We start from the raw sequence: 23,862 nt of genomic DNA on the forward strand, positions 1-23,862 counted from the left end.
TTTTGATGAAACAAAGATGAATACTCCAAGAATTCGATTTTTGATAGTAAGAAAATATTAGGAGCAACTTTTAATAAAGTCGCTCCTTTTGGTAGATTAGTTTTTAACTATTTTAGAGATAAAAGGTTCTGTATTTTGACCATAAGCTTTTATGATATATACACCTTTAGCTAATGAGCTAATATCTAAAGTCAATGCCGTTGTTGTTTTATCAAGTTGTCTTTTGAGTACTGGTACACCTTTTATACTGTACAAGTGAATTTGAGATATTCCATTAATGTTGGATATTTCTAAAACATCACTAGCAGGATTTGGATACATTACAATATTTGTTTCTTTATCGAGAATATCTGACGTACGATTTTGATCGCAATCGCCTACTACAAAATCATGTTTAGTAGCTGCTGTGTTATTTTCTCCTCCAGTTGGAAGACTATAAGTATAGTAGAAATAAATCTGCTCTCCACTAGTGGCATTGATCTGAAAAGGTACATTAGGTGTTACCAAATATCCTGGATATGGGCCTGAAGTATTTGTACTATAATACAAAATACAAATTCCATCACCTACGCCAGCAATCTCTGGTATAAAGGTAATCGTAGGATTAGATGTATCCGATGAAATTTCATAACTATATTGGTTGTTAGCAGCTAATCCAGTACAATTATCAATAGTAATTACTTCTGATTCTTTAAATTCAAGATAATTCACATTTAAACCATTTGAATCGAAAACTAACCTTAGCTCATGATTCCCTTCCGCAATAGTAATATCATTTACAGAAACTGTCTCATACTGTTGCCAACTTCCTGTATTAGGAACGGATATAACATCTGTAATCGCAACACCATCAAGCTCTAAATGGAACTGACCATTTCCATTAGGTGAAGCTACACGAAAATCTATATCATAATTGGATGAAGAAGCTGTAGCAGAAACATCGTAGGCCAACCACTCGCTTGCTCGTATCCAACCAACATTATACGATCCTCCTAATACGTCTCCAGTGTTTTCTATATCTACATCATCCTGTCGATAAGCTCCACCAGTATTTCCTGAGGTAAGATCATGATATCCGATTCCTTCTCCTCCTTCTTTATAATCCTCTGCTTCAATTATTCCAGGAAGTGTATATAATGATGTATTATTTTCTAAAACAGTAATTGTAGCAGATCCAGATACGGATCCACTAGATGCTGAAATGGTATGCGTACCAATATCCGAACCAGTATATAAACCATCCGAATTAATGAAACCACTAGTAGCTGTCCAATCAACATTAGTAACAAACGGTTCTCCATTTTGATCAAATCCTTGTGCTTGAAATTGTAAAGTTTCTCCCTGATACATTTCTGAGGCGCCAGAAGAAACAACAACAGAAGACAATACTGGAGTTTGCACAACATCTTCTTTTTGTAACGATCTCAAATTATCAAAATAAAATATGTGATCACTTTCGTTATTAGGGTCAAAAAGTAATACTACATTATCTATTTGTGCATCATTCACCACTAAATCGGGTGTTGCGGTTAATACAAATTCCAATGTATGCCAATTGTTTTGTTCTTTTACTACAGCTTGGTAAACACTATGTCGTCCTGTTGGATAGTTAGCTGGAGTTGCCATTGTACTTGATTCTAATTGCCAACTAATTACCGTTCCAATCGGAGCATCAGTGTAAATATCCATTGCAAATCTTTTTTCTTCAGAAACATATGAACTAGCATCATTGATAAAATTTGTTTCAAAAAACAAAACATCATATAGTTCAACACCATTTCTAACATATCTTCCCACTTGTGCTGATGAATTAATTTCATTTTCTTCTGGATTAACCGAAGGAGCTTGATACACTCCTGTTGATCTGGAATCAAAAGTCAAATGATTGTTACCATCATAATCCTGAATCATTTCCGAAAAAATATATGATGCAGGAAGAGAAGTAATTCCATATCTAAAATTATCAAAGTAGTAGGTATCTGAAGTATTGGAGTTCGGATCAAAAAGTATCGAAATTTCATCGACGGATAAGTTAGATGTTCCTCCATCTGGTGATGCAGCATGTGTAAATGCTATGGTATGCCAAGCATTTTGCTCTGAAACTATTCCGATATACTGACTGTTTCTTCCTAAAGGAAAATCGTTTTCCGATGTTGCTTGATTTTCTAAACTAATAGTAATTTCTGTTCCAACTTCTGCTTCTGTGTAAATATCCATAAAGAAAAGTTGATCTCCTTCTTTAAAAGGATTACTATCTGTTATGATCGATGTAGAAAAGCTTACTACATCGTATTGTGATGAAGCATCTCTAACATAGCTAGCTACGTTTGCGCTATTATTTATATTATTTACGGAAGGGTTAGAAACATCCGCTGTATATACACCATTCTGAAAAATAGGATTTAACTCGTTTACTCCATCATAATTAGCAATAATAACTTCATCTATTACTGGAACTTCTCCAGCTATCATACTTCTCATATTATCTAAATAAACAATATGATTTGTATTACTATTAGAATCTATTAATAAAGCAAATTGATTTACTTCAAGAGCTCCAACGGTTACATCGGGTCTATCTAACAATTCAAATTCTAAGGTTTCCCACTGATTTTGGGTAGTAGATCTGGCAGCATATCGACTATGTCTTCCGATTGGCCAATCTCCAGAAGATAAATTTCCATTTTCTAATTGTAAAATAAACTCCGTTCCAACCGGTGCTTCTGTATATACATCTATCCAAATAGATTTCTTTCCTGATATAAAATCTAGAGCATTTCCTATATCCGAAGATTCCATAAACAGCACATCATACTGTGATCCTCCGTCTCGTTGATAGCTACCTACTAATGATGAATTGTTGGTGTTATCTGTCTCGGGATTAGTAATACTTTCTGTTAATACTCCCGAAGTAGTAGTGCCATAGATTAGGTTTCTATTTGATTCAAAATCTTCAAAAACAAAGTCTAAATTTCTTGGTGGTTCTACAGTTACACTTATGCTATACTCATTACTCCCACAATTGGCGGTATTAACTGAAACTGAGACATTGCCACCAGTATTCCCCCAATTTACGGTGATCGAATTTGTACCTTGACCAGATACAATCGTGGCATCTGATGGCACAGACCAATTGTAAGAAGCACCCTCAGTTGGTGATATAGTATATACTTTATTCGTATCACCTTGATAAACCGTATTATCTCCAGTGAGTTGTGTGTTAAGAGTTCCACTATAGACTCTTACATAATCTACCTCCATTTGTGTTGGATAATCTGCAGGTGTAGGTGCTATAAATCCAGTATATGGAGTTCCTGGACCACCAACGGCTACATTAAGAATAATATACCAGTCTCCTTGATTAAATGGCCACGGATCCACGGTATTAGCAGGTGTAACAGCATGATATAATTGATCATCTACATACCATCTTATTTCTGTTGGTTCCCATTCTACCGCATATTCATGAAACCCTTCAGAAAGGTCCAAACCTGCATCATATTCTCTACCATTAAATTGATGACCTCCATTATTATAATGTACAGTACCACCGATAGATTCGGGATTTTTATGTTGGGATTCCATAATATCAATTTCTCCAGTAAAAGGCCAACTTCCGTTTTCCGGAAGCATCCAGAATGCTGGCCATATGCCACCTGCCGACGGTAATTTTATACTCGCTTCATATCTTCCGTATCTTGCATTAAATTTACCAGAAGTTATCAATTTAGAAGAAGTATATTGTTTTCCTCCAAAGGATTCATTTTTAGTTGTAATTATTAAATTCCCATTTTGTACTGTTGTGTTTTCTGGTCTGTACCACTGCTCTTCTACATTACCCCAACCACAGAGTGTAGGGCATCCATCTCCATTATCAAAACTCCATTTGGAAAGATCTACAGAAGTACCATCGAATTCATCATTAAATATTAATTCAGAACATTGGGAATAACTAGTATTTAAGCAGCTTACAAGAAAACTGCATAGTAAAATGGTTTTAAGAAATTTGTTTGTTTTCATCATTAAAATGTTTTGTGTAAATCAGTTAGTTGTAAAATTTTTACATAATAATTCTATGCTATATGAATTTCTTCATATAGCTTTTCTTCTCTGCGTATTAACATTATTATCAATAAATAATGGATACGCTAATTATGTTTTTCCCAAGTAGTCCGTGATACATAGAAACATTTAATCGGTTTCTATTGATCTATTTCCAAGTGATATTAAAATATCGTAGTCTTAAATCTAGTTTAGCTGTACAATGAATTTATACATAACTGAAACTAAGGGTAGAATAATATATTAATCTATAAATTGGTTTTATTGCCAGATTTTGATATAATCGATTTCAAATTCTTTCGGAAAAATCGAATCATCAACTTCTGGTCCCCCAAAATTACCACCAATTGCAAGATTAATAATTATATAAAATGGTTTATTAAAAGGCCATGTTTGATCATTTTTTATTTCTGGGAAAAATGTATAAACCAGTTGGTCATCTAAATAAAATTCTATCTTTTCTGCTGTCCAAATGCACTTATATATATGAAAACCTTCTTCAATACTATAATTAACAGTTTTCTTAGAGTTGATTGTATTTCCATGACTATCCCTAGTATGTAAAGAAGTATAAATCGTATGAGGTTCCTTACCAACATATTCTAAAATATCTATTTCTCCACAGTCTGGCCATCCAATTTCATCAATATCTGATCCTAACATCCACACTGCAGGCCATAAACCTTGACCAGTAGGTAATTTTGCTTTTACTTCTATAGTACCATACTGAAACTCTATTTTATCCTTAGTTGTTATTCTCGTAGATTTATATACATCTCCTTTTTTAGTCGCTGTGATAATTAAATTTCCATTTTGTAGTTTGGCATTTTCTCTAGTATAAATTTGCCTTTCATTATTACCCCAACCGCATAAATCGGGACAACCATCTCCTAGTTGATAGTTCCAAAAAGATTCGTTTAATTCTGTTCCTTCAAAATTTTCTTCCCAAATAATAGATTTAGAGTCTTGGCAAGACACTAGGAAAAAAGAAATAATAATATAGGTTAAGAGATTTTTCAATTTATTTAAGTTCAAAAGTTGATTTCATTGTTTTGTCAGAACTCCCACCCACAAAAACTTCAAATTCTCCAGGTTCGATAATCCAGGTATTTTTATTATCGTAGAAACCAAGTGTTTCCTTGTCTAATTCAAAATTTACTGTTTTGGTTTCTCCTGGTTTTAAGGAGATCATCTCGAATCCTTTCAACTCTTTTACAGGTCTGGTAATACTTGCAAAAAGGTCTCTTATATACAATTGTACCACTTCTTTTCCTTCATAATCTCCAGTATTAGCAAGTTCAATAGACACTAATACTTTTGGATTATTATAAGACTGATTTTCTGTCGTAACTTTTAAATTCGAGTACTCAAAAGTTGTATAGCTTAATCCATGACCAAAAGCATAGAGTGGAGAATTCTTTTGATCAGAATAATGTGACCAAAAAACAATATCTGGCGCTGGTTCCGTTGGCCGACCTGTATTTTTATAATTATAGTAAATAGGTACTTGCCCTACATTTCTAGGAAAAGACATCGGCAATTTACCACTTGGATTGTAATCCCCATATAAAACTTGAGCAATAGCGTTTCCACTTTGTGTTCCTAAATGCCAAGCTTCTACAATAGCTGGTATATGTTCATCTGCCCAAGGAATGGCTAAAGGTCGTCCGTTATTTAGCACTAAAACAATATTCGTATTCACTTTATATATTGCTTCCAGTAATTCTTGTTGAACTCCTGGTAAATCTAGTTCTGTTCTACTTCTACCTTCTCCACTTTGGAAACCAATCTCACCTAATACCATAACCACCACATCTGCATCTTTAGCAGCTTTTATGGCTTCACCAAGCTCACCCTTATCAGTGGTATTAATTTTAGTTTCGGTAACAAAAGCAGTATTACCGATAGAAACATCAGCACCTTTTGCATACTTCAAAGAGTTTCCTTTATACTGCTGCATTCCTTCTAAAACGGATATAGCTGTATCATCATCTGCCGCTATTCGCCAACTACCTAGCGGACTATTTTTATCACTTGCCAATGCACCTATTAAAGCTATTTTTTGTCCTTCTTTCTTAAGAGGAAGTAATTGATTTTCATTTTTAAGTAATACTATGGATTTTTTGGCTATATCTAGAACAGCATCATTATTTTCAGAACTACCTAATACTTCTTTTTCTCTTTTTTCATCACAATATTTATAAGGATCATCAAATAATCCTAGTTCGTACTTGACTCTAAGAATTCTTCGGGCAGCATCGTTAATCAGTTTTTCTTCTACTTTTCCTTCTTTTACTAAATCTGCAAGATGTTCCACATATAAATAAGATTCCATATCCATATCAGACCCAGCATTCGCAGCTAATTCAGCTGCTTTTTTACCATCCTTTGCATATCCATGTGCTATCATTTCGGTAATAGAACCCCAATCGGAAACTATAAAACCTGTAAAATTCCAATCTCCTTTTAAAACATCTCTTTGCAGCATCTTATTACCCGTAGCAGGAATTCCATTAAGTTCATTAAACGAATTCATAAAAGTCTTTACTCCTGCATCATTTGCAGCTCTAAATGGAGGAAAAACAATATTATTTAAGGTAGAAGTACCAATGTCTACGGTATTGTAATCTCTACCAGATTCTGAAAAACCATATCCTGCAAAATGTTTTGCACAAGCAGCTATCGTATAGTTAGCAGATAGTTCTTCTCCCTGAAAACCTTGTACTCTGGCAACACCTATTTTAGCACCTAAAAACGGATCTTCGCCACCACCTTCCATAACTCTTCCCCATCGGGCATCTCTAGAGATATCAATCATTGGTGCAAATGTCCAATTAATTCCTGCTGCGGATGCTTCTAAGGCAGCTACCTCAGCAGACTTTTTAATTGCTTCCATATCCCAACTGGCAGATTCTGCTAAAGGAATAGGACTCATTGTTTTATATCCGTGTATGACATCAAAACCTATAATTAAAGGAATTCCTAATCTAGATTCTTCAACGGCAATTTTTTGTACAGCTCTAACATCTTTTACTCCTCGTACGTTTAACATCGATCCTACCCAGCCTTTGCGTAAATGTTCATACTTCTTAGCAGCAGCACCTTCTTTGGGTTGAGGACCTGTTAGATCCCAGAATCCATTATATTGATTCATTTGTCCTATTTTTTCTTCCAAAGTCATAATACCAAGCAGAGAATCTAATTTTGATTCAATAGCTTGATCTAATCCTAAAGAAGTATTTGGACTAGCTTCTGTATTTAAATCCAATGTTTTTTCTGATGAAGATGTACAGCTCATTATTAATAAACTAGATAGAATCCCTATAAATATGCTACTTCTCTTTTTCATTCTCTTATATTATTGTTCTAGAGGTCATGTAGAACTCAACAACAATCATTTGTTTGTATGTCAAATTTAATTCAGACTTGTTTCGTTATAAAAGATCTAAGCCTTTTTTTCATAATCTTTGTTTATAGGAAGGCTATGTGTGGTCAATAGCCTTCCCCACAAAAAACAATTTAAAAACTAACTTTAACTTTAGTTTTACTGATAAACCCTTACATAATCAATTTCCATTGTGGATTCTACAAAAGCAGGATCAATAGTTCCTCCAAAAGTTCCTCCCATTGCTACATTTAGTATCAAAAAGAAATCGTTATTATAAAAAGGTAAATTATTAGCATATGGAAACGTATGATATACGGTACCGTCTATAGAAAAGACTATTTCCGTTGAGGACCATTCTACGCTATACACATGAAAGTCATTTGATGCACCTGAAACAGTAGTTTCTTCAAAAATTGCATTTCCGGCACTATTTCCAGGAAAGTGAAGTGCACTAGAAACAACATCCTGATTATTCCCTACGTGTTCCATAATATCAATCTCACCACAATTTGGCCATCCCACTTCGTTAATATTTGCACCTAACATCCATATGGCAGGCCACGTTCCTCCACCTGTTGGTAATTTTGCTCTAACATCTACTCTAACATAGGTAAACTCAAACAAATCTTGTGTTCTTATTCTAGACGATGTATATCCTCCATTTTCTGCTCTCGCTGTAATTTTTAGTACTCCATCTTCGACTAAAACATTAGAAGGATCATCGGTATAAGATTGAGACTCTCCATTTCCCCACCCATTATCTCCGGTTCCTAAATCATATGTCCAATTTGCTGGATTCGGAGCTCCATTAGCATCAAACTCATCTGACCATACTAAAGTATCAAATGGTGGTTCTCCTACATTTCCAGATCCAGAATCTTCTGGAACAAAAGTATGATACCATGCTAATTGTCCTCCACCAAAATCGCTAGAGACATCCTGAATTCCTCGAATACTTAGTTTGTCTGCAGTTAATTCTATTACTTCATATTCTAAAGCTCCAGACCAGTAAGACATGGTGCTATTTTCTACACTAATAACTCTTTTCCCTTCTTCATTTTCGAAAATAACGAAACTACTATTCGTTGCTATCTGATCTGTAATATCTCTACATTCATCTACAAACTGAGTTGGAGTATCATTAGGGAAAAACCTCGGAATCTCTGCCCAGTTAATGAAAGTTTCGTTCGCATCGCCCGTAATTAATTCGAAAGTATAATTATCATTAGCGTCATAACTAAATACCAAAACATCATCATAGAGACATGAATTTAATTGGTTTGGCGAAGCAGAAAAGAATTCTGGGAAATCATTTGTAATCGGTCCCACTCCAAAATGTCCTCCTACACCACGGTCCCAAACCCATCTTTTACTACCGTCTCCACCAATCATTTGTAATGTTGCTTGATCAATAAATAACCTTACGTCCAAATCCAATTCTATCGTTTGGGAAGAAGAAGTCCCTCCTGTCCCAAAAGCTACCACGGTAATTAACACCGAATATTGACCAGATTGTGTATATCTAAATGTTTGTGATTCTCCTGGCAATGCTACTGTGGGTTCTCCATTTTGCGTAAAGAAAATATGAAAATTCAGCGCATTATCGGCCTGAGGTGTAATAGTTACGTTTCCTGTTTGTCCGTCTTCGATGATTGCATCAATCTGAAGATTAGAAGGTGGAATAATTGCACTTAGTTCCGAATCATCATCTTGACAACCAACACACATCACTAGTACAATTACTATTACTATTTTTTTATAAATCTGTATCATTAGATTACCTTTTATTATCTTTTTATTTTTTCTTTCTAATCCTCTATATCAACTCTAAAAACTACGAATATTTATTTTTTTGATATAAGAGATTAGAGACGTATTAGTCTGTATTGCCAAAATACTCCAGAACCTGCTTCAACAATTACAGACATTGTATTGACATCATGGAATGTTATATCATAGGTAATAGCTCCAGGAACTGCTACGTTAGGAAGCTCTCCTTGATTATTTGCCTTTGCTAAACCTATATAAGCTCCGGTTCCTGTAATTGTTACTGTTCCAGCACTTTGATCATATGTATATGTAGCAGGATTTGATCCATCATGAGGTGTAACAGGAGTACCACAAGCATCGGATCCTCCTTGCCATCCTTCAATCCAAGATTCGCCATTTAATACATTACTAAAAGTACCATCTGCACTAAAAACATATAAATCATTATAATAACATGCTCTTTCTGCAACACAGGCATCATCACAAGCAAACCAACTTGTATCTCCTGGAGCTGGCCCAACTCCTAATGCTCCCGCTTCTGGTGCTAATTTCCATACTCCTTCTATTGGCGTGGAATACGTTTCTCTAATTAATCTATATTGCCAAAACACACCTGCTCCAGATTCTACAATGACACTGATTGTATTATTATCAATAAAGGAAATATTATAGGTAATTGAAGAGGGCACTGCTACATTAGGAAGTTCTCCTTGATTATTAGCCTTTGGCAAACCTATATAAGCTCCAGTTCCATTTACTGTTAAAGTACCAGCTGCCTGATCGTAGGTATAGGTCGCTACGTTATTCCCATCATAAGGAGCTACAGGTGTTCCACACGCATCACTTCCACCTTGCCATCCCTCGATCCAAGTTTGATCACCAAGTACATTACTAAATGTCCCATCGATGTCAAATACATATAAGTCATCATAATAACAAGCTCTTTCAGCAACACATGCATCATCACAAGCGAACCAACTTGTATCTCCTGGAGCAGGTCCAACACCTAAAGCCCCAGCTTCTGGTGCTAGTTTCCATACTCCCTCTATACTTGCTGTCATATTCGTTGTTAAGGTTACATCATCAAATAAGTATACAGAATCATCACCTGCTACTCCAAAATCGAAGAAAATCACCACTTTTTGATATTCATTATTCGTATCAATTGCACTAAAATCAAACTCTAACTCTTCCCACTCATTGGCAATCGTGTTTACAGCATCCACTTCATAACCGATGTTAGCATCTGTTGCATTTTCAACTTTAAGTTTTACTGTAATTCCACTTTTAGGAGCAAATACTTTTACTCTAAATAATTTATTAGTAGAAAAATCTATTGGGTTTTCTAATTGCAAAAATGTTCCTGCCCATACTTCAGCTCCCGTTGGTTTTGTTAATTGTCCAACTCTGGCACTAGTATTAATATCCAATTGATTAGGATTATCTATAACCTGTGCAGTTGCATTTCCAAAACTTGTAAATCCGTAATTAATAGTAAATGATTCAAAATCTATTGGCAATGTTACTGGATCTGTAGCTGCTGTTATGGTTACTAGTTGTGTAGTTTCTGTTGTAGCTGCTCCTGCACCTCTGGCAACTACTCTTACGGTATAATCACCTGGGTTTTCATAGGTATGTTCAACCGTTTCACCAGGCATTATTATTGTTGGCTCCTCATTTTCAACATCACCAAAATACACATCAAACAAAGTAGCAAAATCTGCACTAGCACTCACTCTTACTATTGCAGGGTTAACAGTATCCTGATCTAAGGTTACTACCAAATTTTCTGGTGCTCTGAAAGATACTACTACTACTTGCGAAAACTCACTAGTAAGTCCAGTTGCTCCAACAGCTACTACTCTAGCAGTATATGTTCCTTCTTGATAAATATGCTCAGCAGTGCTTCCTGGTGATATTACAGTAGCTTCTTCATTATCCGTATCACCAAAATATATTTCGAAAGAAGAAGCACTTGTAGCACTTGGTGTAATCGAAACCAATCCAGTATCGTCTTGTGTAATATCAAAAACTGCATTTACATCTGTAGGTGCTGATATTCCTTCAAATGCGTAAGAAATATCATCATCATTACATCCAACAAAAATAGATGCAAGTATCGTTAGTATTGGTATAAATTTTAATAATCTCATTTTCTTATCATTTTATTTTTTTAGTATCCTGGATTTTGTTCCCATCTATTTCCTGCTAATTGTATTTCTATCAATGGTATTGGAAAAACCTCATGTTTTCCAGTAACGAAACCATCTATTTCTGTAGCTGCTCGTCCTGTTCTTACCAAATCAAAAAAGTGATGTCCTTCTCCCACTAACTCTACTCTTCTTTCTTGATAGATAGCATCTGCTAACGAAGTTCCTGTAGCAGTAACATCTGCTAGTTGTGCTCTTGTTCTCACTCTATTTAAATAGGTTTGTGCAATACCATCATTACTCGGAGATTTTCTATTATGTGCTTCTGCCGCCATTAATAGAACATCAGCGAAACGAATGGCTCTATAGTTATTTGGATTGGTAAGATTAGCATCTCCGGTATTCAAATCTCCCTGACGTGCAATATATTTTCTATTGTAATATCCTGTATGCTCAAAACCAATAGAGAAAGTAGCGCCTTGTGCTGCTGCCCAAGCATCAATATCCAGAATAGCAGCATCTAACCTTACATCACCAGCTTCGAAAGCATCAACAACTTCTTGAGTAGGTACATTAAAACTAAAACCAGAATCAAATAGTGGTCCTGAATAATTTCTAATTCCATTGAAACCGACTGCTACATTCCCCTCGCTACACTGCAAACAACCAAAACCTGCTCCCTCGACATCTGTATATTGAACTTCAAAGACGGATTCTATATTATTTTCACCTTCTTGTTCAAAAATGGTTTCATAATCATCTACTAAATCATACGGCCCGGCAATTACTAAGTCTAAAACATCTGCAGCTTCACTAAACTTATCCTGAAACAAATATACTTTACCCAGTAATGCTCTTGCAGCGCCTTGTGTTACTCTACCGATTTCTGATTGAACTGCTGGTAGATTTTCTGAAGCGAATAACAAATCTTCTTCTATAAGTACATATACATCTTCTTTTGGAGAGCGATCTATTTCAGTTTCTTCTCCAAATAGAATTCTTTTATCTATCGCAAGAGGAACATCACCAAACCATTTCACCAATTCGAAATAATAATAAGCTCTTAGAAAACGGGTTTGTGCAATCACTTCTTCTTTTCCCGGAAAATCTGTTTTATCCTGAAACTCCATGATATAATTAGCTCTATTTACTCCAGCGTACATCCAATTCCAAATATCCCTTAATTGCGCATTTACAGGAGTATGCATCATATCATCTATCTCTTGTATTCCTGGTACATCTGTAGCACTTTCTCCTCCTGCCAATGTATTATCGGATGCTATCTCACCTAACATGACATTTATGTAAGTAGACTGTAATAGATCATATGCACCAATTAAAGCACTCTGATAGTCCTCTTCGCTGTTAAAAAAGTCTTCTGAATTCTCATCTTCTGAAGCTACATCCACAAAATCATCACTACATCCCATAAGAACAGATCCTACTAATACTAGGGACATGATTAATTGTTTGTGATACTTTATCTTTTTCATGTTTGACTAAAATTTAAGATTAACACCTAATAAATATGTTCTTGGTACTGGATAAAAACCTTGGTCTATACCTCCACCTATAGGGGCACCGGAAGATGCTGCCGGATCATACCCTTGATATTCTGTAAATGTGTATAGGTTATTTACAGAAGCATATACTCTAAACTTATCGATACCTATAGGCTTCATATATTGATCAGAAAAAGTATATCCTAATTGTACATTTTGAATTCTTAGATAAGATCCATCTTCTACGTAAAAACTAGAGAATAAATTATTAGAATTGGCACCTGTTGTAACTCTAGGAAACTCATTAGTAGATCCTTCTCCAGTCCAACGATCTAAGAATCCTGTTCTTCTGTTCACTAAAGGCTGATTACGCTCATAATTTCTGATAATATCATTACCTAAAGATGCGAATGCATATGTTGTGAAGTCAATATTCTTATATTCGAAACCAATATTTAATCCCATCGTAACATCTGGAATAGGATTTCCAATATCTGTTCTATCATCTGAATTAATTTCTCCATCACCATTCACATCTACATATCTAAGATCTCCTGGTGCTGCATTTGCCTGAGTCGCATGGGCATCTACTTCTGCTTGATTCTGAAAAATACCATCGGTTTGCAATCCGAAGAAATATCCTATAGGTTTCCCAGCTTCCATTCTGGATGGAGGATCTTGTCCTACTCCAAATGAACCTCCCGCGATAAAACTATTATCACTGTTCACGGCTATTACTTCATTATCAATCGTCGTTAAGTTGAAACTTGCATTCAGTTTGAAGTTTTCAGAAAAACGATCATTATAACTAATCAGGAATTCATATCCTTTATTTTCCACAATACCTGCATTAATGATAGGAGGAGCTGATCCAGGAGCGGCCACTCCTAAAATTCCTGAAACGGGTGCCACTACCAGTAAATCTTCTGTACGTTTTTTGAAATAATCAAAAGTGATATCGATTTTATTATCCCAAAACCTAGTATCAAAACCAATATCTAATGTTTTTTGTTGTTCCCACTTAATTTCTGGGTTAGAAAGTTGTCCTATCGCAGTACCAAATAATAACTCATCGTTAATTACATAAGCTCCTTCTCCATTTAACAAAGAAACAAATCCAAAATCTCCGATTCTATCATTTCCTATAACTCCATAACTTCCTCTAATTTTTAGAAAGTTTAACCAACTACTATCATTCAGAAAGGATTCATCAGACATTACCCATCCTACCGACGCGGAAGGAAAATATCCGAATTTATTTTTTGGGCCAAATTTTGTAGAACCATCCCTACGCAGAACTGCAGAGAATAAATACTTCCCTTTATATCCGTACTGTAATCTGGTAAAATATGATAAAAGCCTACTATCAAATTCATTTCCTCCATTCTGAAAATTATTTACCACATCAGAGGCTTGAGAAATATTAGCATTTGAATAAGAATTGTCTATTATATCAAAACCTGTAAAACTTGTAAAAGTTCCAGTTGTTTTAAAAACTGACATTCCTAACAATACCTTTACATCATGATCATCGGCAAATATCTTTTCATACTTTAAAAAGTTATCCCAAGTAAAATCTCTAAAGAAATTTTTGAATTCCGTAACGTTACTTCTATCTACATTAAATACCTTTCCAGATCCGTAAAATACTTCTGGAGAGAATACTTTTCCGTCCACCTCAGAATAATTAAACTGAAACTTCGATTCTGCTGTGAAATTATTTAGAAAATCATAACGAAGACCAAACGTAGCTCCTATTCTATTTACTTGTGTCTTATTGAACGTGTTTTCTATCTGAGCTACAGGGTTAATAACTTCATTTCCTAAACCCTCCGCCAATGTAAAATCTCCATTCTCGTCTCTAACCGATAAGGTTGGAGCCATATTTAAAGCATTGAATAATACTGAACCTAATGTGTTTTCTAATAAAGTTTTTCTATTAGTTTGTGTAAAAATCCCAGAAGTTGTGAACTTAAAGTTTTTGGCAAAATCCAAACTATAATTTAATCGTCCTGTAAAACGATCAAAGTTAGCATCAGAACCTCCTACAATCCCATCTTGTGACAAATAAGAAAGTCCTCCTGCATATGTAGATTTTTCTCCTCCACCAGATAGGTTAAAATTAATATTGGAAATCGCAGCGGTTCTAAAAATTTCATCTTGCCAGTCAGTACCTTCTCCCAAAGTTGTAAAGTTTGGAAAAGGTGGTGTGCTACCTCCAGCTGCAAATGCTTCGTTGATAATAACCCCATATTCTGTAGCATTTAGTACGGGTAATCTTCTAGTCGTTTCTTGAAAACCCGCATACGAATCCAATTCGAATTTTAAATCTGTATTTTTAAATCCTGACTTTGTTGTTATCAGAATAACACCATTTGCGGCTCGTACTCCATAAATACCTGCTGTAGCATCTTTAAGTACATTAATACTCTCTATATCATTTGGATTTAAAACACTTAGATCCTCTATCACATTACCATCTACCAAAATCAAAGGTCTACTATCTCCATTCGTAGAAATTCCACGTATAGAAATGGTAGAACCACTTCCCGGAGAACTTGATTGTGTTGTGATATTTACACCTGCTACTTGTCCTTGCAACGCTTGCTCTACCCTAACAGGATTTAACTCTTCTATCGTTTCAGAACCAACTACAGAAACCGCTCCTGTAATTTCTTTTTTAGTTTGAGAACCATATCCTATAACGATTACTTGTTCTAGGGATTGACTATCTTCTTGCATGGTTACATTAATCTCAGAATTCTGTCCTACCTTTATTTCTTGAGTTGTAAAACCGATATACGAAAAAACTAATGTGCTTCCGATGGAAACATTATTTAGTGTATAGTTTCCATTAAAATCAGTAACTGCTCCATTAGATGTGTTTTTCACAATTACGTTTACACCTGGTAATTCTAAACCAGTTGCATCTTTTAACTTTCCATTAACATTAATTTCTTGAGCACTTATAACTGTTGTCAAAAAAACAACAATTAAGAAATATGCAATTTTCATAAGCTTTTTTCTTTGAATTACTCAAATTTAGCCACGAATGTTAAGAAATCATTAATATGAAGCCACAACAAAAAACATACAGTAATGAAGTTTTTTTTAGTAATATCGGATGAATTTATGATAAAATGCAGTAAAATCAACAGTTATTAAGGATTCGAAGACTTTTGAAAAAAACGAAATAAAAACTAGTTTGTATACTAACTACAACGTTGGAGTATAGGTAATGTTGAGGTGATTTTTAAGGATGTTGTAGTCTTAAATTTCTAAGATGTAGTTTACCAAACTATCTGAATGCTCTAACTCCAACTTTTTTCTCAAACGATACCGCTTAATTTCGACACTTCTCACAGAAATATTTAATAATGGCGCAATTTCCTTAGATGATAAATTGAGTCGTAAATAGGTACAGAATCTTAAATCATGAGGCGTTAAATTTGAATGTTTAGCTTTTAGTTTTTTTAGAAAATCTTTATCTACATTATTAAAAGCTTCTTCAAAATGTCTCCAATCGTCTTTATTATTTAAATTCCTGTCAATAATACGCTCTACATTCTTTAAACCATTAGTCTCTTGATGTGATTTTTGAAGTTCTTTTTTAATTGTATTTAAGATTTCATTCTTTTTAATAATATTCATTGTCGAAGACGCCAACTCTCTATTTTTACTTTCAATATCCTGAGTTAACTTTTCATTATTCAATTTCATGATTTTTCTCTCATTCTCTAACTGTCTAAGCTCTAATTGCTTTTTATTCTCCTCTACCAACTTCTCTTTTTGCTTAGTGTAATACCTTTTATAAGCTTTATTTATGGCAAACAAAGAAGCCAAAAATAAGATTGAATACAGTACAATGGCAAATACTGAAAAATACCAAGGTCGGTCGATAGTAAACTTATAAATCATTTCTTCAGTAGTTACATCATTACCAATTTTAGCTCTTACAACGAATCTGTATTCTCCAAAAGGCAAATTTTCAAAAACCTTGCTAGTCTCAGTTGTCCAAGCACTCCAATCCTCATAAAACCCTTCTAGCTTATATTGAAACTTTGAGATAAGATATTTATCATATTCTGGAATCGTATACGAAAAAGAAATCGTATTTAATTTTGATCTAAAAACTGGGTCTTCTTGAGCTATATCTACTTTTTCAAATTCAGTATCTTTTTGTTTGACTTCTACATTCTCAAGAATAATAGTATGATTTTCTGAGTGTACTTTAGAAATATCTAACACGATATAACCATCTGTAGTTCCCAATAAGTAAGTGTCATCCTTTAGATGCAACATGTTTTCAAAACCTATCATTTCCTTTCGCAACGTATATGGTATTGGTATTTTTTTAGCGTCCAAATTTTCTGAAAATTGACTTTGAAAAATGTAATTCAATTCATTTTCTGCAAAACTCCAAAGGCCTCCTTTATTATCTTTTACTAATCTCCCTACATTATCTTTTTGAACACCAAAAGCTTCATTAATTATGTTGGTTTTATTAAATTTTTGTTCCTTTTTGTTGTAGTGAAAAATGCCTTTGTCATGAACATAGAAAAAATCATCTTTGTACGTTATTATTCTTGAGTTCTTTCCTTTAGGTGTTAACGTATCCCTAGATACTGTTTGTATTCTAGTAAAGTTAGTATCAAGGGTTAATTGAAAAAGTCCCTTATATTCATGATTAATCCAAAACTTATCATCATAATATTCTAAAAATCTAGCAGAATAATCAAAGCCCTCTATTTTATGCTTAAGTATCCAAGTGTCATTCTTTTTTTCTAAAAGACTAAGCCCGGTATAATGTCCCTGTAATAACCAATTTGGATGATTTGGCAAGGTTCTAAATATCCATGTCCCTCCTACTTCACTAACCAATTTAGAACTACCTTTATTTATAAGAAAAGTACCGGCGTCGTGTCCGCAAAATAATGTGTTTTCATACGTAAAAAGATTCCAGACTTGCCCATTTGTTCCTTCCACAAATTTAAACTCTTCGGTTTCATCAAGTTTTTTATAAAATAAGCCTTGATTTGTTCCTAAGTATAAATAACCATCAAAAATGATCGTTGTATAAACAGTTCCTATTACTCCTTTATCGTCATAAAAACTTTGTACCGCTGATTTTATATTTAAACAATTAATCCCTTTATCTAAACCTAACCAAATGTTTCCTTCTACGTCTTCAAAAGATGATAAAACTGTATTATTACTTAAGCCTTTGGCTTGATTAATTTGAAAAACAATCTCTCCTTTCGGATCAAAATACATCACTCCTTTAGAAATTGTTCCCAATACAAAACCTCCATCTTTAAGTATTGTACAACTATAAACTGTAGTATTCTCTAATAGATTATCCGACAGTATTTCCCACTTATTTATATTATCATCAGATAGAGTAAAAAATCCTTTAGTTGCAGTAAGTAAAATGATTTCATTCTGATATTTCGAAATACTAACTATTTTATCGTTTATAATTTCAGGATTATCTATAACTAGAATTGGCCTTCCTTTAACTATCTTATAAACTCCATGTGATACATCCTGATAATAAATACTTCCATTAACATTAAATATATTGGTAATAGTAAGGTTAGCATCTATAAATGAAATACCCTCTGTATCAGTGTTATATAGATAAATTCTGTTTAATGACTGAAATAAAACCCACTCACCTTGATTGATGATATGCCAAAACTGTTCATCCTCGATAAGTTTATCTTGAAGTTTTTTTGTTAAAGAGGAATATTCTAGTTTGCCGAAGTTGTTTTTTTTCCAGTATCCAAAATCCATATAGAAACCGGTATAAATACGATCTCCTATTACTTTCACAGATCGCATGACGGTTTCATTTGGTGTAGGATACAATTCCCAATTAGCTCCGTTATACTCTAATAGTCCTTTATTATTGGCTATATAGACGTACTTATTTTCAGCCTGGGAGATTGACCAATTTTGAGTTTCTGCACCATAAACTTGGGGCAAATACACCTCTATTGGAGGTAACTCCTGACCAACTATAAAAGTCGGAAGTACATGAAATAGGATTAAAAATATGCTTTTTCTAATACTCAATTAATTAAAATAGATGTAAGTAGATATCACTATTAAACATATAACAGCTCCTACCACTTTGGTATATTTCCAAGGAGTAATATCTACTTCTTTCGTATACTGCTGTTCATACGCCTCTTCTCTAGGATACAATTTACCAATAATTAACATGATAATTATGTTAACCACAAAAAGAATCGCCATCACGTGTAAAAAATGAGGAAGTTCTTTATTTATAAAAACGAACTCATCTAAAAGTATATAAAGCACATATAATAGTACTCCAGAAACCAAACCAACTTTAGCAGCAATAGAAGGAACCTTCTTAGTAAGATATCCCACAACAATAATTGTTAAAATTGGAATACTATAACATCCGTTTATTTTCTGGAGATACGTAAAGATGCTTTCTGCTTGTGCTAAAAAAGGAGCTACTAACATTGCTAATATTGCTAAAACAACACCAAAACTTTTTCCTGCTTTTACCACTTGCTTTTCACTTGCATTTTTATTAAAATATTCTTTATAAATATCTATTCCAAAAAGTGTAACGGAACTATTTAAGGCGCTATTAAAAGAACTCAAGATCGCTCCAAATAATACTGCTGCGAAGAAACCAACTAAAGAAAGAGGCAATACTCGGCTTACTAACTTTGGATAAGCTTCATCTGCAGTAGTGAGCTCTCCTTTAAAAATATGAAAAGCGATTATTCCTGGTAATACCACAATAATTGGCCCTAATATTTTTATAAAAGATCCTAATAATAGTCCTTTTTGCCCTTCTTTTAAATTTTTTGCTCCTAAAGCTCTTTGTATAATAGCCTGATTAGTTCCCCAATAGAATAACTGAACTAACATCATTCCCGTAAAAATAGTTGCAAAAGGAATTGATGATTCATTTGAACCAACTGCATTAAATTTTTCTGGATGAGATCTCATAAGAACACTAATCCCTTCAGAAATATTTCCTTCTCCTATTTCTAATAATCCAAAAACAGGAATCATAATACCTCCAATTAATAACCCAACTGCATTGATCGTATCTGAAACTGCCACTGCTTTTAGTCCTCCAAAAATTGCATAAATGGATCCTATAATTCCAATACCGAAAACACAAATCCAAATAGATGTATCTTTAGAAACCCCCAACATTTCCGGAACATTGAACATAGTAGTAATAGCAAGAGAACCTGTGTACAATACCACTGGTAAAAAAACCACAACATATCCTGACAAAAACAGTACAGAAGTAAAAGCTTTAGTAGTTGTATCATAACGTCTTTCTAGAAATTGTGGTACTGTAGTAATTCCACCTTTAAGATATCTTGGTAATAAAAAAATAGCAGTGATCACCATAGCAATTGCCGCCAAAGTCTCCCAAGCCATTACCAAAATCCCTTCGGAATAAGAAGATCCATTTAACCCTACTATCTGTTCTGTAGACAAATTGGTTAGTAATAAGGACCCCGCAATGACAACAGCTGTTAAGCTACGCCCACCCAAAAAATAACCGTCTGAAGAAGTTTCGTCTGTTTTTCTTGTAGCTAAATAAGAAATGACCGCAACTAAAAGCGTGAAACCTACAAAAGAAATGATACCCATTTTATAATTTTAATGATTTGTTAACACCATAAAAATATCAGTTATCATTTAATACTATTAATGATTATATTAAAAAAATACGAATGTATAGTTTTTGTATAGGTCTTTTTGCGAATAACCTAATGAAATACAAATTGTTAGAAATTACGCTTTCTTGTAGTGTATTGTATATCTCCAATAAGAAAAAGCTCCTAAAACTGCCCATGCTATGAAACTATAATACACAGCACTTGGAGTTACAACCTGATCTCCACTAGCATAAGAATGTAACCCTTTTAGATAAAAATTCACTCCAAAATAAGTCATCAAAATCGATCCTACTGCCAAAACTGACATTAAATTAAAGAACCATCTACCTCTTAAACCAGGAACTAATCTCATATGTATTACAAAAGCATATACCATAATACTCACTAATGCCCATGTTTCTTTAGGATCCCATCCCCAGTAACGCCCCCAACTTTCGTTTGCCCACATTCCACCTAAGAAATTACCGATGGTTAACATCACTAACCCTATAGTTAATGCCATTTCATTAATAATAGTAATCTCTTTGATAGTTAGATCCATTCTCTTTTTATTTGATTTTGTGGTTAATACCATCAATAAAAGCGAGAGTATTCCTAGAATTGCTCCAACAAAGAATGGTCCATAACTGGCAACTATAATAGACACATGAATCAGTACCCAATACGAATCTAATACCGGTTGTAGGTTAGCAATAGCAGGATCTGTCCAGTTCTCGTGTGCAAAAAACAATATAATTGCAGCTACAAAAGCAGTTGCAGCTACTGTAAGACTACTTTTCTTACCAAATGCTAATCCTAAAGCCATAGTAGCCCAGGCGACATATATCATTGATTCGTAAGCATCACTCCAAGGAGCATGACCTGAAACATACCATCTGATAATTAAACCAGAAGTGTGAATCATAAAAATAAGTACCGTAATTCCTGTAAAAACTTGTATTAAGAACTTTACAAACTTATTCTTGTGGAAAAATATTCCAAAAATGATAATTAAAATAAATAGGACACTTGTTAATCCATAATATCGATATAAGGTTCTAAAAATATCATATTTATTAAGAGCTATTTCTGCTTGTATCTTTTCGTCTTTCGGCATTACTTCACTTCCAAACTTATTTTGGAATGATTTAATACTCTCTATATACTGTTCTGGTTTGCTATAATCTCCAGTTTTTCTTGCTTCCTGTAACGACTGTATATAGATTGGAATGATCTGTTTAGTGTATACGGAATCCATCCCCGTAAACTTGTACTCGTTTAATTGAGGTACGGAAACCCACTTATTACCTTCGTCATTAGGTACAGGAAATATTCTAAGGATGCCACCACCAAGCGCTTGATTTAATAAGTAAAACTTATCATGGGTTTTCAAAAAGTCTTTTTCAAAACTACTTGGTGTACTTGTACTACTCGCTTCTTCTAAGTAAGGATCTAATTTATACGATCCATCTTGCTCTACTAAGTCAATAAGAGAAACTCTTCTTTCTGATTTAGAAACTCCTAAAATCTTACGTATACTATCATTTTCTCTTTGAATCTCTATAATCGGTATACTATACCATATAAATGGATTCTCTAACATGGAGACAAATACTTGATCTGCTGTTAACCCTTCATACGTATCCTTTTTGCTAAGCTTTCGAAGTAACTCGGAAGAAAACGTATTTACAGGTTTCATTCTACCGCGTTCATCCTGAATAACAATACTTCCAAATTTTGCAGCATGCTCCTTACTTACAGCATTTGCTTTAATAATAGAATCAAGTTTCGCTTTACTCGGCAGCGTTTGCAAATGATTTACATGATCCGTTTGTTCTTGAGCAAAAGAAAAACTACTGGTTACCAATGCTAGTAGGATAGCTAAATTTTTCTTTTTCGACTTTACTTTATTCAGCATTTTCTCAAGATCTTTAAATCTAGATCCTCTTGTAAACAAAATAAGCATCAGTCCAAGATATAATAGCATATATCCAGCATACGTAACTTTAGTTCCCCAATAATCGTGATTTACAGATAACACCGTTCCTTTTTCATCAGGATCAAAAGACGCTTGAAAAAAACGATATCCTTTATGATCTAATACATGATTCATGTAAATATCATAAGGCTCTGGAGTTTTGTTTTCTTCTACAATATCAACCTTGCTCATAAATGACTTATACACCTTTTGAGTTCCCGGCTGTTTCTCTGCAATAAAGTCATTAAGTTTTAGAGCAAATGGTAATTCTAGTCGTTTTGATCCATAACTAAAATACATATCTAGACCTCCAAGAGAAACTTTTTGCATATCATTAGCATATCCTTTTCCTCCAAGCAGTTTCACTTCTTTTGTTTCTCCCTTAGTTGTAACATCAAAAATTAATGCATCCTGTTGCCCTTTGTCTTTTACTTCGATAGGAACCACATCATATATTCCCGTAATTACCGGATCAGGAATTACGAACTGCATTCCTGCTGTTTGATACAACGACCGCAACATCAATGGTTGTAGACTATCTTTAACTACCAAACCTTGTTTTTGATCAGCCATTCTCAAAAATGAACCATCAAAAGGAGACTCTATATAATATTCATCGTCCTTATAAGTAATGTTAATAGCACCTTTAGTAGGAACATTAAAAGCTACTAGAATGTTGTGTATGTTAGAAACCTCTCCTTCTTTTAGGTAATGTTCATGTCTACTTCCATCTCCTGCTTCTACAATCTTTAGATAATTATCACCTTCTTTAGTTTCTACTAAGCCCATTTCCGCTCCGGTGATATAATCTTTATACGTTATAGTAACAGGCTGCTTATTATAATCTGTATTTATAACAAAATGGTTGTCAGTTGCTTCTGTAAGTTCTAATTGCTCAGAAAGAGGTCTTCTTCTTGGCTCTCCATTAATTTCACCATCCAAAAAAATAGTTAGGTAAGTTCTTTCTGAAAGAAATTCTGAAGTAGTTTCTCCCTCTCGTATCGGCATCACACCTTCATAACTAATATATCTTGTGATAAAAGCTCCTAAGAGAATCAAAATAAAAGAAAGGTGTAAAAGCAATGTTGCCCACTTCTCTTTCTTATATAATTGATAACGAACAATATTCCCACAAAAATTGATCATAAAAAAGGCCATAATTGCTTCAAACCACCAAGTATTATATATCCAAATCCTTGCTGCTGTTGTTCCATAGCCATCCTCTAAAAATGTACCCACTGCCATAGCAACAGCGAAAATTATAAACAGAATTGCCATTAATCTCGTAGAAAATAAAATACTTGCTAACCTCTTTTGCATTGTAACTTTTTTAGCTCGGCAAATT

The 23,862-nt window shown here is 34.0% G+C and carries 10 protein-coding genes; all 10 read right to left on the reverse strand.

Annotated elements, in window-relative coordinates:
* Positions 1–96 precede the first annotated feature (96 nt).
* Positions 97–4,020, reverse strand: a complete 3,924-nt coding sequence (locus ABD077_RS13685; protein WP_343912850.1) for a family 16 glycosylhydrolase — start codon at positions 4,018–4,020, stop codon at positions 97–99.
* A 303-nt stretch (positions 4,021–4,323) separates the two neighbouring features.
* A complete protein-coding gene (locus ABD077_RS13690) occupies positions 4,324–5,082 on the reverse strand; it encodes a glycoside hydrolase family 16 protein (protein ID WP_343912851.1) in 759 nt (252 codons plus the stop codon).
* 1 nt (position 5,083) lies between these two features.
* A complete protein-coding gene (gene bglX / locus ABD077_RS13695) occupies positions 5,084–7,411 on the reverse strand; it encodes a beta-glucosidase BglX (protein WP_343912852.1) in 2,328 nt (775 codons plus the stop codon).
* A 195-nt stretch (positions 7,412–7,606) separates the two neighbouring features.
* Positions 7,607–9,223, reverse strand: a complete 1,617-nt coding sequence (locus ABD077_RS13700; RefSeq protein ID WP_343912853.1) for a glycoside hydrolase family 16 protein — start codon at positions 9,221–9,223, stop codon at positions 7,607–7,609.
* A 92-nt stretch (positions 9,224–9,315) separates the two neighbouring features.
* On the reverse strand, positions 9,316–11,373 hold the full coding sequence (locus ABD077_RS13705) for a PKD domain-containing protein (RefSeq protein WP_343912854.1): 2,058 nt from the start codon (positions 11,371–11,373) through the stop codon (positions 9,316–9,318).
* A gap of 20 nt (positions 11,374–11,393) precedes the next feature.
* Complete coding sequence (locus ABD077_RS13710; RefSeq protein ID WP_343912855.1) at positions 11,394–12,863, reverse strand: RagB/SusD family nutrient uptake outer membrane protein; 1,470 nt, start codon at positions 12,861–12,863, stop codon at positions 11,394–11,396.
* Positions 12,864–12,869: 6 nt separating this feature from the next.
* Positions 12,870–15,887, reverse strand: coding sequence for a SusC/RagA family TonB-linked outer membrane protein (locus ABD077_RS13715; protein ID WP_343912856.1), 3,018 nt, complete (start codon positions 15,885–15,887; stop codon positions 12,870–12,872).
* A gap of 255 nt (positions 15,888–16,142) precedes the next feature.
* Positions 16,143–18,950 (reverse strand): helix-turn-helix and ligand-binding sensor domain-containing protein, encoded by a 2,808-nt coding sequence (locus ABD077_RS13720; RefSeq protein WP_343912857.1) that lies wholly within the window; start codon positions 18,948–18,950, stop codon positions 16,143–16,145.
* The gene (locus ABD077_RS13725; RefSeq protein ID WP_343912858.1) at positions 18,951–20,531 is read right to left on the reverse strand and encodes a solute:sodium symporter family transporter; all 1,581 of its coding nucleotides are present in this window, start codon (positions 20,529–20,531) and stop codon (positions 18,951–18,953) included.
* A gap of 144 nt (positions 20,532–20,675) precedes the next feature.
* The gene (locus tag ABD077_RS13730; protein WP_343912859.1) at positions 20,676–23,837 is read right to left on the reverse strand and encodes a cytochrome c biogenesis protein CcsA; all 3,162 of its coding nucleotides are present in this window, start codon (positions 23,835–23,837) and stop codon (positions 20,676–20,678) included.
* Positions 23,838–23,862 lie beyond the last annotated feature (25 nt).

Source organism: Aquimarina litoralis (assembly GCF_039523995.1).
GTDB classification, from domain to species: domain Bacteria; phylum Bacteroidota; class Bacteroidia; order Flavobacteriales; family Flavobacteriaceae; genus Aquimarina; species Aquimarina litoralis.